The sequence below is a fragment of the Rhizobium sp. CFBP 13644 genome (genome assembly GCF_014842165.1).
Taxonomy (GTDB): domain Bacteria; phylum Pseudomonadota; class Alphaproteobacteria; order Rhizobiales; family Rhizobiaceae; genus Agrobacterium; species Agrobacterium tumefaciens_C.
The window spans coordinates 229,403-244,072 of the sequence record NZ_JACYVF010000005.1 but is presented as its reverse complement, the minus strand read 5'-3'; the positions used below and the strand labels follow the sequence as shown (position 1 = coordinate 244,072).

At 55.5% G+C, this 14,670-nt stretch carries 15 protein-coding genes; 7 read left to right on the top strand and 8 right to left on the bottom strand.

The features are described 5' to 3' along the window. Positions 1-25 precede the first annotated feature (25 nt). A complete protein-coding gene (locus IFT53_RS15110; RefSeq protein ID WP_236727923.1) occupies positions 26-844 on the top strand; it encodes a RibD family protein in 819 nt (272 codons plus the stop codon). On the opposite strand, the gene IFT53_RS15105 is transcribed toward IFT53_RS15110, so the two are convergent. From IFT53_RS15105 to IFT53_RS15090, 4 genes are read right to left on the bottom strand one after another with little or no spacing between them, the layout of a single operon-like run. Further along, positions 773-1,570, bottom strand: coding sequence for a methyltransferase domain-containing protein (locus IFT53_RS15105; protein WP_192065817.1), 798 nt, complete (start codon positions 1,568-1,570; stop codon positions 773-775). The two genes, IFT53_RS15110 and IFT53_RS15105, sit on opposite strands and share 72 nt — an antisense overlap. Further along, positions 1,567-2,613, bottom strand: a complete 1,047-nt coding sequence (locus tag IFT53_RS15100) for a glycosyltransferase family 4 protein (RefSeq protein WP_192065816.1) — start codon at positions 2,611-2,613, stop codon at positions 1,567-1,569. Before IFT53_RS15100 ends, IFT53_RS15105 begins: the two co-directional genes overlap by 4 nt. Further along, positions 2,610-3,008 carry a 6-pyruvoyl trahydropterin synthase family protein gene (locus tag IFT53_RS15095; protein WP_192065814.1) on the bottom strand — a complete coding sequence of 133 codons (399 nt, stop codon included), beginning with the start codon at positions 3,006-3,008 and terminating at the stop codon, positions 2,610-2,612. Before IFT53_RS15095 ends, IFT53_RS15100 begins: the two co-directional genes overlap by 4 nt. Positions 3,009-3,018: 10 nt before the next feature. Continuing rightward, on the bottom strand, positions 3,019-3,942 hold the full coding sequence (locus tag IFT53_RS15090; protein ID WP_244656337.1) for a zinc-dependent alcohol dehydrogenase: 924 nt from the start codon (positions 3,940-3,942) through the stop codon (positions 3,019-3,021). Positions 3,943-4,178: 236 nt separating this feature from the next. On the opposite strand from IFT53_RS15090, the gene ribA reads away from it, so the two are divergent. Further along, positions 4,179-5,285: a GTP cyclohydrolase II RibA gene (gene ribA, locus IFT53_RS15085; RefSeq protein WP_192065811.1), complete on the top strand. Its 1,107-nt coding sequence runs from the start codon at positions 4,179-4,181 to the stop codon at positions 5,283-5,285. 23 nt (positions 5,286-5,308) lie between these two features. Continuing rightward, complete coding sequence (locus tag IFT53_RS15080; RefSeq protein ID WP_192065810.1) at positions 5,309-6,112, top strand: CDP-alcohol phosphatidyltransferase family protein; 804 nt, start codon at positions 5,309-5,311, stop codon at positions 6,110-6,112. Here IFT53_RS15080 and IFT53_RS15075 read toward each other — a convergent pair. Continuing rightward, complete coding sequence (locus IFT53_RS15075; RefSeq protein WP_192065808.1) at positions 6,043-6,939, bottom strand: lysylphosphatidylglycerol synthase transmembrane domain-containing protein; 897 nt, start codon at positions 6,937-6,939, stop codon at positions 6,043-6,045. The genes IFT53_RS15080 and IFT53_RS15075 overlap by 70 nt on opposite strands. A 74-nt stretch (positions 6,940-7,013) precedes the next feature. Here IFT53_RS15075 and IFT53_RS15070 point away from each other — a divergent pair, with 74 nt between their 5' ends. Together IFT53_RS15070 and IFT53_RS15065 are read left to right on the top strand one after the other, a co-directional pair. Continuing rightward, complete coding sequence (locus tag IFT53_RS15070) at positions 7,014-8,639, top strand: sulfatase (RefSeq protein ID WP_192065806.1); 1,626 nt, start codon at positions 7,014-7,016, stop codon at positions 8,637-8,639. 313 nt (positions 8,640-8,952) lie between these two features. Then, on the top strand, positions 8,953-11,028 hold the full coding sequence (locus tag IFT53_RS15065; protein ID WP_192065804.1) for an ATP-binding protein: 2,076 nt from the start codon (positions 8,953-8,955) through the stop codon (positions 11,026-11,028). A gap of 48 nt (positions 11,029-11,076) precedes the next feature. Here the strand turns inward: IFT53_RS15065 and IFT53_RS15060 are convergent, their stop codons facing one another. Beyond that, on the bottom strand, positions 11,077-11,484 hold the full coding sequence (locus tag IFT53_RS15060; RefSeq protein WP_042617188.1) for a tautomerase family protein: 408 nt from the start codon (positions 11,482-11,484) through the stop codon (positions 11,077-11,079). 101 nt (positions 11,485-11,585) lie between these two features. Between IFT53_RS15060 and IFT53_RS15055 the strand changes: the two genes are divergently transcribed. After that, the gene (locus IFT53_RS15055) at positions 11,586-12,476 is read left to right on the top strand and encodes a LysR substrate-binding domain-containing protein (RefSeq protein WP_192065802.1); all 891 of its coding nucleotides are present in this window, start codon (positions 11,586-11,588) and stop codon (positions 12,474-12,476) included. A gap of 63 nt (positions 12,477-12,539) precedes the next feature. Here the strand turns inward: IFT53_RS15055 and IFT53_RS15050 are convergent, their stop codons facing one another. Beyond that, entirely contained in the window at positions 12,540-13,631 is a 1,092-nt protein-coding gene (locus IFT53_RS15050; protein WP_192065801.1) for an NADH:flavin oxidoreductase/NADH oxidase, read from the bottom strand. A gap of 98 nt (positions 13,632-13,729) precedes the next feature. Here IFT53_RS15050 and IFT53_RS15045 point away from each other — a divergent pair, with 98 nt between their 5' ends. Further along, positions 13,730-14,032, top strand: coding sequence for an ArsR/SmtB family transcription factor (locus tag IFT53_RS15045; protein WP_192065799.1), 303 nt, complete (start codon positions 13,730-13,732; stop codon positions 14,030-14,032). Positions 14,033-14,093: 61 nt separating this feature from the next. On the opposite strand, the gene IFT53_RS15040 is transcribed toward IFT53_RS15045, so the two are convergent. Further along, a complete protein-coding gene (locus IFT53_RS15040; RefSeq protein WP_244656336.1) occupies positions 14,094-14,288 on the bottom strand; it encodes a hypothetical protein in 195 nt (64 codons plus the stop codon). Positions 14,289-14,670: the final 382 nt, after the last annotated feature.

Below are 14,670 nucleotides of genomic sequence, written 5' to 3'. Positions count from 1 at the left end.
AGGGACGTCGATGCAAAACCTCCATATGAATGACAGGCTTTGGACGCGGCTCCTTTCACTACGCAGTGGGAATGGCCTGATCGGCAGGCAAGATGTGGATCCCGCATTTGCGCTTTACGGTCCGATTGCGTCGGCCAAGGATGGGTTTGTCCTTGCGCAGGTCGGTCAGTCTCTTGATGGACGCGTTGCCACGCCAAGCGGGGATGCTCGCGATATTTCAGGACCTGAAGGGCTTGCGCATCTTCACCGCTGCCGCGCCCTCGTCGATGCGGTCATCGTTGGTATCGGAACCGTCCAGAATGATGATCCGCGCCTCTCCGTACGAGAGGTCTCAGGTCCAAGTCCGACCCGGGTCATCATAGACTGTCGCGGCGAATTGACCGGAGATGAGCGCCTGTTTCAAGATGGCGCTGCACCGGTTATCGTCATCCAAGGGCATGATGCGCCGAGGTCCTCACGCCGGTTCGATGTGGTGAGACTTCAACGCGGCCCAGATGGCCTCGATCCTCAGGACATCCTCGACTGTCTTGCTGAGCGCGGCTTGAAGCGGATACTGGTGGAAGGTGGCGCTAGAACCATTGCACGCTTCATTGATGATGGGCTGGTTGATCGCCTTCACGTGACGATCTCACCTTTGATCATCGGCTCCGGACCATCCGGCATCTCCCTGGCACCTATCACGGAACTCTGCAACGCTCAGCGCCCATCAGCAGATGTCTACGTGCTGGGAGGCGATGTGTTGTTTGACTGTCGCATGAAAGCAGATACGTGCCTAAGTGCTGGGGAGGGCCAGAAAGTCCGTATGTCCAACGATGCAGAGGCTGCCGTCCCGGCCAATGTGTGAGTGGCGGAACTCGAGCCACTCATTGAATGCCGGATCGCTGACATTGCCTATTTCCTGCACCGGCCGATGAAGTCCCGCAAGAAACTCTTTCTGAAGCTCGGCTGAAGACGACCCAAGGCGCCAGGGGCTATCGGCAATCTCAACCGTAAATCCCAATGCTTCACATCGGTGAGAGAGATGGGCGGAAGCGCTAGGTCCGAGAGCTGGGCCAAAGCCTTTGTCAGATCTCTGATGCAGGTTAAAATCTGCGGCAATCTGTTCATCCAGCGGATGCTTGATCGACCATTCCATGATGCCGTCATAGTTCAGCGCTGCGTAAAGGCCTATGTTGCGATGAGATAACTTTTCTACGAAGCGGTCGCAAAACTCCGATGAGCACAGATCGAAAAGAGCCGATGCGGTGACAATCGAAACATTATCGAGAAGTGTGTCGTCAAGATCGTTCAGGTCCTGGCGGTGGAACTCGATGTTTTCATGCACACCAATTTGACGCTTCGCCTCATCCAGCAACACGGTTTCATAGTCCAGAAGCTTCCAATCGCAGTGTGGCAGTTTCTGCGAAAGCGTCCTGTAGGTCGATCCTGTGCCGCACCCTATATCCATGATGACATGCGGCTGCGGAAGGGCATCGAGGTACTGACGCACTTTTTCGAGCATCGGCGCTGCTCTTGCTTCACGGTCTGCCGGTTCACGAAGTTTCAGCCAATCCTTGTCAAACCCGCTCATGCCAACTCTTTCAATGCCATCGAAATGATTTTCGATGTGTCTTCCCATTGCGGGAGTAAAGCGCCCGCTCTCGCGGCTGCTTCCGCCCGCCGACTGCGTTCCTCATGATCGGTCAGCAACGTCCTCAGCGCTGAGGCGACCGCCTCGACATCGTCCACCGGAACGAGATATCCAGCCTCAGTTGGAACGACGTCTGGTACCGCGCCCGCCTTGCAGGCAATGATAGGCAGGCCGTGAGACAGAGCCTCGGCAAAGACCATGCCATAACCTTCATAACGGCTTGCAAGCGCGAAGATGTCGGCTTCGGCATAGGCCGTGGTTAAATCATCGGTTTCTCCAGCAAGATTAATGCGCGCTGAAAGATCAAGCCTTCTGATCTGCTCTTCCAGAGCATTGGCGACCGTCGTGTCTAAATGGGGACTTCCAATGATCGTTGCCTGCCAATCAAGCTCGGAAATACTGGCCATCGCATTGATCAAAACATCATGTCCCTTGCGCGTTGTCAAAGAACCAACAGATAGGATCTGCGGGATTTCGTTCACGACCTTGCGCGATGCGGCTGGCCTTACCGTCCCAGGTACTGCGACGCTGATCTTGTCAGGCGAAACACCGAAGTTTCTCGTCAGTTCGCTGGCTGTCATCGGCGAGGTTACAAGAACATGGCGCACTGCCCGCAGGGCTACCATTTCACTTCGCCGCAAAGGTTCCTGTTGTTCTGCGCTCAGACCTGTTTCCAGCGCTAGCGGATGATGCACCAACGCCACTATTCTGAGGCGCTGAGCTTCACGGCTTGCCCAGGCATCCATGACACCGAAAGCCAGCCCGTCTATGACTACGAGCGCGCCATCGTCCAGGGATGACAACCTCTTTCCCGCTTCTGCCAGTGTGTCAGGAGTGGGTGAGGGAAAGCCATCTCCGAGCGGTAGTAGGTCGATCTCCCAGCCGAGGTGTCGTAACCCTTTGATGATTTCCCGATCATAGCCATATCCCCCGGTCCTCAGTTCAAGGTTGCCGGGGTAGGCGAATGTGAGGCTTGGCGTCAAAGGTCTGCCTCATACCAGCCGCGAGCTGCGTGGGATTCATGCAGCGTAATCTTGAGGCGCGAGATCCGGTGGCTGCCGGGACCCAAACGCTTGGCTGCCACGGCTGCTGCAAGCTCATCGAATATGTGTTTTGCGATGACTTCTGTGGTGCTGATCTTACCTTTGAAGATATCGACCTCATCCAGATTTTGATAATTCAGCGGCTTGAGAACCTCCGATAGGACAGTCGTTGCTGCGCCGATATCAACCGCCAGTCCATCTTCGTCCACATCCTTCGTGAAAAACGCCGCGTCCACGACGAAGGTGGCGCCGTGCATGCCTTGGGCGGGACCGAAGACCGGGCGCGGCAGGCTGTGGGCGATCATGATGTGGTCTCGAACTTCAACTGCGAACATGGTCTCTCTTTCATGGGTAGCGGATGCGATGGCAAAGTGTGTCCTTTGATGAAAGGATACGTGGATAATCGGCGGCCAGATCATCAAACGTCGTTTCACCGGAAATTAAGTGATCGAGGCGGTCGTCCCGCAAAAGCTCCAGAGCCTTTGCCATACGCCGCCCAAACGTCCAGCGCGCCTTGCGAGTTGCGGGGATGGAGCCGACCTGTGAGCTGACGAGGGAAAGCCGTTTGGAATGAAACGCGCCGCCGAGCGGGATGGTAACGGTGCCTTCGCCGTACCAGCTTGCCTCCACGATCCGCGCTTCCGTTCCGGCATGTTCAATGGCATTGGCAAGAGCTGCTGATGATGCTGATGCATTGATGAGCACATCGAACTCGCCGTCCAGACTGCCAGCTTCTGCGAACCGGATGTCCATGGCTTCAACGTGCTTGCGACGATCCGTGTTGACGTCAACGAGGGTGGTTTCTGTTCCCGCAATTCTGCTGGACAGGCTTGCTACGAGCGTTCCCACCACGCCGCTTCCGAAAACGGCAACCCGGTCTCCGGGCTGAATGAGAGCATCCCAAACGATGTTGAGAGCGGTTTCCATGTTCGCAGCGAGCACGGCGCGCTCTGGCTGAAGATTTTCCGGCAGAGGTGTGACCATATCCTGCGTTGTGATGAAGACATCCTGATGCGGGTGGAGGCAGAACACCGTTCGGCCCAGCAATTCCGCTGGCCCATCCTCAATCATACCAACGCTGGAGTACCCGTATTTCAGCGGAAACGTGAAATCACCGATCATATGCGGCCCGCGCATTCTGTCGAATTCGCTTTGTGGAACGCCACCATTGAATACCAGAGACTCCGTTCCCCGGCTAATGCCGCTGTAAAGACTGCGAACAAGGACCTCATGGGGCTCAAGGGCCGATCTCAGGTTTTCGTCCTTCATCGCACATTGGCCTGCGCTCTCTATCCAGAGCGCGCGAGCTGGGCGCCGTGCGGCGATTGTCGCGGTGTTCTTCGCAAATGCCAAAAGAGTGATCCCGTATGTGCGTGTTCAATGGAGCGTATGACGCAGAGCCACGTTTTGTTCCGTGAGTAAATCAAAATAAATTTACGGCTCACACAAAACCAGCCTGCGAATTTCATCGTAAAAACAGAAAACGCACAGGGAGATTATGTCCGATGTTGAATGCCTCCAAGCCATCTTTTCAGTTCAGCACGCCGGAAATCGACGTAGAACGCGCAGTTTCCGAATTGCGTTATGGACGCCCCGTCGTATTGTCATCGAACGAACGGAAGATGGCAGTTCTTGCTCTTGATGCCGTTGCACCCTCTATCTATGACCAATTCGCAGCCGCATGCGATCAAACTCACTCGCTGCTGCTGACCGCCCCACGGGCATCACGCCTTGGTATCGCAGGACAACAGGATATCTTGACGCCACTTGCGGGCGTGAACTTCGAGGCAGCTTCGCGTCTATCCTACGTTCTCGGCGCCAAGCGTCCTTCCAACTGGGTCGAGGCGGATACTCTCGCTTCCCAGACGGCAGAGCTTGCGCGGATCGCTCTTTTACTGCCTGCAATGATCGTCGCCGACATTCCTGCGACAAGCAATACATTCGCCGGATGCTGCCAACTGAATGCCGTTAATTTGAAGGGTGCAGATGTTGCCCGCCAGCGCTTCCAGCAGGTTGCCCGCACCCGCGTTCCCCTCAAGGACCTGGGAGATGCCGAATTCGTCGTTTTCCGTGGCGGGCTCGCGCAGAAGGACCAAGTCGCAATTATCGTCGGCAAGCCTGATACATCCCGCACCGTGCCGATCCGTATCCATTCATCGTGCATCACCGGCGATCTGTGTGGCTCGCTGAAGTGCGATTGCGGTGATCAGCTTCAAAACGGGCTTGCTCTTCTCAAGGAAGCCGGTGGTGGCGTTCTGCTTTATCTCGATCAGGAAGGCCGAGGCACGGGTATTGGCGCGAAAATGCGCGCTTATGGATATCAGCACCTCGGTCTAGACACGATTGATGCGGATGCGGAGCTTGGCCTTGCTGAGGATCACCGCCGATATGAGGCAGCCGTTGCGATGCTGTTGCTAATGAAAATTTCGAATGTCGCCGTCTATACCAACAATCCAACCAAGATCAGCGCGTTGAGGGCAGGAGGCATCAAAGTTGATGCGCGTGCGCCGGTCAACGGCACTGTGACAATGGAAAACCAGAATTACCTCCGCACGAAGACACTTCGTGCCGGGCATCTCATGGACTTGAAGGCGCTGGTTGCCGCAGAGTGATGTCTGGCCGCAAGGAGGAATGAATGGCGCTGATCCCAACTTATGCCGCTGAAAAATTGGGGGGCAGACGGCCCCTCATTCATAGCACGCTGGCGAACCTTGCTTGTCTCATGCTCGGCACGATCATCGTTGCAATCGTGTTGCGCGCAAAACTGGCCTTGGGTTGGGATTTCGTGGCGGCTGCGGTCCTGTCCCTTTCCCTCATTTTCGGCTTCGTCATGTATCTCTTGCCGGATTATCCCCACCGCAGGTTTGGCTATGCCAATTTTGTCACGGCATTTCGCAGTACGCTTGTCAGCCTGACCGGCGCGACGGTGATCTGCTTTGAGAGTTTGCATCAGGCGGATACCGTTCTCTGGGTACTGGTCGGCGTCGTTGCCCTCGCTCTGGCGCTTGATGGTATAGACGGTTATCTCGCCCGGAGATATCGCCAGGAATCTGAGCTGGGGGCGCGTTTTGACATGGAAGTCGATGCGCTTCTCATTCTCATCCTTTCCGTAGCCGCTGCCATACTGGCGAAGGCTGGGGCCTGGGTCCTTCTCATTGGATTGATGCGCTATGGATTTGTCGCTGCTGGCTGGTTCTTCACCGCTTTGGCCGCCGATTTGCCAACCTCGTTCAGGCGCAAATTTGTGTGTGTGGTCCAGGTGTCAGCACTCTGCCTGATCCTCGTGCCTTTTGTCACCGTTCCTCTGTCGAGCTATCTCGCGGCTATTTCGCTTGCCATGCTTGTCATGTCCTTCGCCATCGACGTCGTCTATCTCCTGCGCAACGCGACGAGGAAAACTATTCCAGGTGCCGCACCCGCAAGTGACAGCCAGCCATAACTAATGCTCGCGGCAAGACCATCGGCGGAAGGCGCGCCCAACAACGGCCAAAGTGCCATCGCCGCAGCTTCGCGTGTTCCCCAGCCGCCAAAGCCGGTGGGGATCAGCATAGCGACCAGACAGAACGGTATAATCGTTAGGCCTGCAATCCACGGCAGGCTGGAGCCCATGGCATGAGCCGTTATCAGGAAGACGGCGACATAGGCGAAGAGAATAGCTGCGCTTGTTGAGATTTGAAACAGCCATGCCTTGCGCCGGACGAAGACGTTGAGCAGGCTTTCAAAAAGGTTGCTCTCCACGTTTCGCCTTTTGATCCATATGGTGATCAGTATGACGGCGGCGATTGCGGCTATGCCGAGGATGATGAAATGCCACGAAGACTGAACATTGTCGCTGTTCGACACGAAGGGCCAGATGGACAGGCCAATCAATGCCAGAAGAAAAAGCGCAATCTGTCCGGAAAGCCTTTCGAAGATAACGGCCTTGGCGGATTGTTTCCACCCACCGTGCTCATCGCTGCGCATTCTCCAGGCTCTCAACGCATCACCACCCATGCCGCCCGGCAGGGTTTGGTTCAAAAGGCTGGCGACGTAGTATTCCCGAATTGCCGTGAAAGGCGCGATATCCTGGCCAAGACGTCTCGCAGTGAAGCGCCATCTCAACGCCGAGAGCACGATTTGCATCTGTACCAGCGCGAGGCAACATATGATCGCGGTCCAGGAGATGCGCGAGAGCGATTGTGCAAGACCCGCCAGATCGGCGCGCAGGATTATGATGATAAGGAACGCCAGCGTGGCGATGGACACGAATATTCGCAGTTTGTTCAAGCGCGGGCGCCTCTGTATTTTGCCTGTTTTTCCAATAGAATCCTACGTGCAGGAGACGGGAGCAGATTGCAGTGATGCGCCAAAGCCGAGTGGATCTCAAACACATTAACTTGAAAGCTGTGGTCGGCGCAGTTCTTTTCTCCCTCACCGCATTTCTGGCTTTCACGCTTCCCGACCACCCGGACGCTCTGGGAATGGATGCATTTTTGCGTTTGCCGCTTGAGTGGCCTGTCATCGCCATCCTCGTGCTGATGACGCGGGGTTTCCTCAGGCGTCTCATCATCTATCTCTGTGCTTTGTTGGTGTTTGTTGTTCTCTTTCTGAAAATCGCAGATATCGGTGTGCAGACAGCGTTCCAGCGGCAGTTCAATCCCTATCTGGATTTGAAGATGCTGGCCGATGGCTGGAATCTAATTTCGGGTACCATCGGAACGCCTGCTGCCCTTATAGCTTTGACCGGCGGCGTCCTTATGGTCCTACTGGTCGTCATCATCTTTCTGAACTCGCTGCGGCAAATGGCTGAGACCCAAGCAAGCCTTCGCAGACTGCTCATCGGCGTTTTTGCATGCATTATCGCAGGAGCTGGGAGCCTTTTTTTGATCGACAGGACGCGTGTGGAGTTGGCTACACCCACCTATCTGACTGGGCGGTTTGGCCTCGTTGTCCGCTCTTTCGCTGATATGCAGGTGTTCGAAAAGCAACTAGGGGCAGGCCTTGGTCCGCGGGATGGAACCGGTCTTTTTCAGGCGGTGAAAGGCAAGGACGTATTTCTCATTTTTGTGGAGTCCTACGGGCGTTCGGCAGTGGATGACCCCCGATACTCAGGCGTGACCTTACCCCGGCTCTCGGCAATGGAAACCCAGATCGAGGCGATAGGCCTGCAGGCGGCAAGCGGTTGGGCCACATCGCCCACTGTCGGCGGGCTGAGCTGGCTGGCCCATGGCACGTTGCTCTCCGGCCTGTGGGTCGATAGCCAGGCGCGCTATGACCGTCTGATGATCAGCCGCCAGCCGAGCTTGAACCGGCTGTTCCTGCAGGCTGGTTGGCAAACGGTTGCGGTCATGCCTGCCATCACGATGGCGTGGCCTGAGGCCGACTATTTTGGCTACAACCAGATCCTGTCCGCAACTGGCCTGGAATATCGTGGCAAGCCATTCAACTGGGTCACGATGCCGGATCAGTACACCCTGTCTGCCTTCGATCGACTTGCATTGAAGCCTGCATCTTTGCGCGGTCAAAATGTCATGGCAGAAATTGCCCTCATCTCCAGCCATGCACCCTGGACGCCTGTGCCAAGATTGGTTGACTGGGATGCTGTTGGCGATGGTTCGATTTTCAATGGTCAAGCCACCAGCGGTGATCCTCCCTCTGTCGTTTGGGCTGATCCCGAGCGCGTTCGTAGCCAGTACATTCAAACCATCGATTATTCGCTGGCGACACTCGGGGACTTCATGGCAAGGCAGGGGAAGGGCGCGGTCTACATCATCCTCGGAGACCATCAGCCCGCCTCCATCATCACCGGTCCTGATGCTTCGAGAGCGGTGCCGGTGCATATCGTTACGGACGACGCACAGCTTCTCGCCCGCTTCCAGAAAGATGGTTTCACCAGCGGAATGACACCTGTCAATGCGACTGGAGAAAGGTCGATGAGCGAGCTACGTCAACTGTTGATCGAGGCGTTCAGCAACGCTGAAAAATAGCGACCTGAACGCTTCCTTACCAAATTCGACTTTCCTGCCTTCGGAAGTGCGAAGATCCATATTTCTCGCTTGACTGGCAGACGTGGGATCAGGCCTAATTCAACGGGATGGCACCAATGATCCTGCACTGGTATCCATGGCAAAATTATAAGCTAAAAGCTTGATCCTGTTCAGCCAAATCAAGCTACCACTCTCGGACGATTGGTATGTGGCTGGAACCATTGAGCGGGTCTGAGCTTGTTACCGCATTATCTTAATCGTCGCGTCTCTGATACGAATGGCTGGCGCCGTTGCGGTGTCGCCTTGGGAGTAAATGCACTTGAATTTCCTGGATGATTTCGACTGGTCAAAGACCCCGCTCGGACCAAAAGACCAATGGTCAGTTGCTCTGCGGACCACCTACGATCTCATCACGGCATCCGGATTTGGCATGTGCGCTACATGGGGCCCGGAAGGTACCTTCCTTTATAATGACGCCTACGCAGCATTTCTCGGCGACCGCCATCCCCAGGCTCTTGGGCAACCGATCATGCAGGTCTGGCCTGATGTATGGGATGAGATCAAACCACTCATTGATCGCGCCATGGCGGGAGAAACCATTCGCCTCGAGAACCTGCATCTGACGATGACCCGTAACGGATATGAGGAAGACACCTATTGGACGTTTTCCTACAGCCCCTTGCGTGATGGTGACGTGATCTCTGGCTTCCTGAATGTCGCTCACGACACGACGGCCCTCGTCTTTGCGCAAAACCGTGACCGGGTGAACGCTGAGCGGGTGCAACTGGCGCTCGGCGCGGGCGCAATTATCGGCACATGGTTTTGGGACATACCAACGGACCGCTTTACCATCGATGCTGCATTTGCGGATAGTTTCGGGCTCGACCCGGCACTCGGCAGGACGGGTATACCGTTGGAGCAGATCATATCGACTGTGCATCCCGATGATCGCGACGGCTTGATCACAGCCATCAATGAAGTCATTTCTCGTGGGGGTGCCTACGCACATCAATACCGTGTCCTGCGCCGTGACGGGAAATACTACTGGATCGAAGCCAATGGGCGTGTCGATCTTGCCGAAGATGGCTCTCCTTCCAGTTTTCCCGGCGTCTTGATCGATGTCGAAGAGCGCCGTGCTGTAGAGGCCGAACGTGACCGGGCCATTTCCATGTTGCGTGCGCTGAATGACCAGTTGGAGCAACGCGTTTCAGATCGCACATCCGAGTTGCTGAAAGCGCAGGACGCCTTGCGCCAGTCCCAGAAGATGGAGGCCGTCGGCCAGTTGACCGGTGGGCTTGCGCACGACTTCAACAATCTTCTGGCGGGCATTTCGGGAAGTCTCGAACTGATGGGACGCAGATTGTCTCAAGGACGCGCGAACGAGTTGGATCGATATCTTTCGGCGGCACAGGGTGCGGTCAAGCGGGCGGCTGCGCTTACCCATCGATTGCTGGCCTTTTCCAGACGCCAGACGCTTGATCCAAAGCCAACCGATATCGACAAGCTGATTGTCGACCTTCAGGACCTGATACAGCGTACCGTCGGCCCGTCTATCGATATTGAGGTCACGAAGGCATCCGAAACATGGAAAACGCTGGTAGACCAGTCGCAGCTTGAAAATGCTGTCCTCAATCTTTGCATCAATGCGCGGGACGCCATGCCGGATGGTGGCAAAATCATCATTAGAACGGAAAATACAACAATTGAAGCGCAGGCGACGGATGAAGGCGGCACTTCCGCTGGCGAGTATGTTTGTCTGCGAATTACAGACACGGGCACGGGCATTCCCGCAGATGTGATCGACAAGGTCTTCGAGCCATTCTTTACCACCAAGCCTCTGGGGCAGGGCACAGGTCTCGGCCTTTCGATGATCTACGGATTTGCAAAACAGTCCGGGGGAAAAGTCGAAATATCATCCGAGCAGAATGTTGGAACCACAGTCTGCATCTATCTTCCGCACCATATGATGGAAGGAGATATAGCCCATGAGACCGTCGATTCACGCACGCCCGGTGGGGCGAGAGCAGAGGAAACCGTGCTGGTCGTCGACGACGAACCAACAGTTAGGATGCTGATTTCCGATGTGCTTCAGGAGTTCGGTTACACCGTCATCGAAGCCGCAGACAGCGCGACGGGTTTGAAGATCTTGCAGTCTGACGTCGGTATCGATCTGCTGATTAGCGATGTCGGCCTTCCAGGAGGGATGGATGGACGCCAAATGGCAGATGCCGCGCGCCTCAGCCGTCCCGGATTGAAGGTTCTGTTTGTGACTGGATATGCGGAAAACGCCGCTGTGCGGGACGGCAAGCTGGATCCTGGTATGGCTGTGCTGACCAAGCCTTTTGCCGTGGAAACGCTCGCGGCTCAGGTTCGCGAACTCATCGTGTGAACTCGGGCAGTCGATCCGATTGACCGCCCGGTTCTCACACATGCGTTTCTAGCTATCCGTTCCGCGCTGCTGGGCTATCGCCATGGCGAAGACACCGTTTCCGACGCTCCAGTCCGAATAATCGTTTTCGTGCATGAATATGAAAACATCTTTCGGAGAAACGGCTGCCTTTGCTTCCAGATTTCTGGTGATGGCTGCATAGAGTGCGCGTTTCATCGCGTCGCTGCGGCCTCTGCGCATCGTGATTTCAACGACGATCACATTGTCTGAACGCGCAATGCCGTTGAAGCTCCGGTCAAAAAAGAAGTCGCTACCCTGGTACTCGCTGACCAGATTGAACAATTCGTCCTCTGGCATGCCGATAGCCTCGACCAGCGCATCGTGAATGCCCCGGACGATTTCATGCTTCCTTGATGGTGCTGTTCCCGAGGGTATGGCTGTTTTGACAAATGGCATGCTTGATCTCGCTTTTCGTTTAAATCGATCGGCATTTGTTATCAGATGGAAATCGCTCTCCATATTGACGTGATAGCCGTGCCTATGTGACCTTTGCTCACATGAGAAACCGAAAGAATATACCCGTTGCCGCATTGCGGGCCTTTGAAGCCGCGGCACGTCACGGTCGGCTTGTGGCCGCTGCGGAGGAACTGTCTGTTACGCATGGTGCAATCAGCCGCCATGTCAGCCTTCTCGAGACAATGATTGGAACGCAGCTTTTCGAGGGGCCGAGGAATCGTCCGCAACTCACCGCAGAAGGGCGGGTGCTGGGCTTTGCGCTCACCTCTGCATTCGACCAGATCGAGGATGCGTTGCGGATTGTCAGGCGCGGCGACGACACCATTCTGGATGTCGCTTGTCTCAGCACATTTGCCATGCGCTGGCTCATTCCGCGTCTTCATGATTTTACGACAAAGCACCCCCGCTATGATGTGCGTCTGGCAACAGACGATCGCATGCCGCGAACCCAGGTCGATGTGCAGATTCTGGTGTTGTCGCCCGATGCCGAGATGCCACAGGATTGCTCGCCGCTTTTTCAGGAGCAGCTAGGGCTCATCATCGCGCCTTCCATTGCAAGTGGAAGGGAGCCGCTTGACCATGACGAAGCCTTTGCGCTGCCCCGGTTAGAAACCAAAACGCGCCCGCATGTATGGCAAGAATGGGCTCATCTGACCGGCCAGAAGGACCACGGGAATGGGACGCGGGCCAGCATTTTCGATCACTATCACCTGACTATCGAGGCTGTGTTGAACGGGCTGGGTGCAGCCATCGTGCCGTGGCATCTTGTTGCCGGAGACATCGATTGCGGCCGCCTCGTTGCGCCGTTCGGCTTCCTGCAGAGCGGCCTTCAATACGCTGTGAAGGTCGAGCGGCCCGGACGGCGGAAGACGCAGCAATTTGTGAGTTGGCTGAAGGAGGAAATTGCTCAGTTTCCTCAATCGGCACAATGAACTGATGCGGAAAAGCAAACGCCACCGCGATCTGCAGTGGCGTTTGTAAGAGGACCTTCCGATTCAGGCCGTTCTGTAGCGTTCCAGCCAATGGGCGTATGGCGCTGGGAGCGTCCAGGATGGCTTTTCGATACCGAGTTCGAGTGCTGCCTGATATGGCCAATGATTGTTGGCGAGCAGCGGGCGTCCAAGCGATACAAGATCGATAACGTCATCCTCGATCAGGCTGTTGGCCTGTTTCGCCTCGCTGATGAGCCAGCTTGTCGTGGCAGGCAGTCCAACTTCACGCCTTACGCGTTGAGCGATGGGTGCCATGAAGGCGGGACCCCACGGAATATTCGCGGTTGGGGTGGAAAACCCGATGCTGACGTCAATAATGTCGAGGCCGCCATCCTTGAAGCGGCGAACCATTTCGATCCCTTCTTCCAGGTCGTCGGAGCCATCGAACTCGGTCACGCCGAAGCGGGCAGCGAGCGGCAGATGCTCTGGCCAGACTTCGCGCACGGCAGCCAACGTCTCGAGCAGAAACCGCGCTCTTCCGTCAAAGTCGCCGCCATAATTGTCTGTGCGCTTGTTGGACCATGTCGAAAAGAAACTCTGGCCGAGATAACCATGCGCGAAGTGAAGCTCAAGCCATTCGAAGCCGGCGGCTAGCGCCCGCTTGGCGGCAGCGACAAAGTCTGCCTTGACCCGCTCAATATCGGCAATCTCCATTGCCTGTGGCACCTTGCCAAGGTTTGCTCCGAAAGCAACGGCGGATGGCGCTATGGTCTCCCAGCCACGCGGATCGGATTCTGGAATGTGGTCGTCGCCTTCCCATGGACGATTGGCGCTCGCTTTGCGGCCAGCATGTGCAATCTGGATTCCGGGAACCGCACCGGCAGCCTTCATCAGGCCCACGGCTTTTTTCCAGGGCTCGATCTGCTCATCGCTCCAGATGCCTGCGCAGCCGGGAGTAATACGACCTTCCGGTGAGACGGCAGTGGCCTCGGCAACGATCAAACCTGCGCCGCCGCGCGCCAGGCCAGCCAAGTGGACATAATGCCAATCATTGATCGTGCCGTTCTCGGCCGAGTATTGGCACATTGGCGATACGACGATGCGATTTCGCAATGTCACGTCTTTAAGGGTGAAGGGGGTAAAAAGGGATGACATGATTGCTCCAACTGATAATCAGGAACCATCATATATGCTTTCGGTATTTCGATTACAATCGAACTATCCAATAAGATTTTCAAATGCTAGGTTACGTCATGCGCGCAATTCCACATCCCTGCATGAAAGACGTCACGCTCACTCAGGTGCTCTACGCTCTCAGCGATCCTGTAAGGCTGGGCGTTGTGCGTCAGTTGGCGAATGACGGGCAGGCCACATGCTCTGCCCTTGATGGGGGAAGACCGAAGTCCAGCATGTCCCACCATTTCAAAGTCTTGCGCGAGGGTGGCCTTGTTTTCACGCGCACGGACGGGCCATCGCACTTGAATGAGTTGCGTCGTGCAGAGATCGATGAGCGCTTTCCCGGCTTGTTGAACGCTGTCCTTGCCGCATCGGATTAGCAGGGTTGATGGCCACGCTCTGCCACGAGCCTGTCAAAAGAGCGGCTCGCGCAACCTGCTTCTAGTCCGGCAGGTCTTTAAGGATCAGGAGCCGATTGCCTGGCGCGTAGGCCACGACCTTTTCTTGCTCAAACGCATCCAAAACGGCAACGATCTCGCTTTGCGAGAAGCCTGCCGCATTCATTGGCATTGCGATGTCGTTCAAATTGAACGACATTTCCGGTGATGCCTTGAGCGTACGCAGACGCTCCAGCAAAGCGACTTCTGTTTCAGAAAATCTGTTCATGTGAGCGTTTATAGGCCTATTTCCACTCGCATGTCTTTACCTGATCGGCGTTTATCCATCTACGCAGTGGTCTGCGTGCGCCGCCGCTCATAGGTAATGTAGAATTTTACAGTATTGTTTATGTTGAAATATATAAAGCTAATATATCAGTATAAAATATCGATAAAAAGCGTATAATCTGCGCTTATTGCTATAAAAAATAAATTTTGAACGTTTCAATTAAGATTATTTTTACAATCCGGCCTAAGAATGAATTGGCGGAAACAGATACTCGCCATGGTCGAAATATCCTTGCGGATGGCATGTGACTGACTTTACCTCTCATTGGAGGTTCGGCCTTTTACTTTCGGGC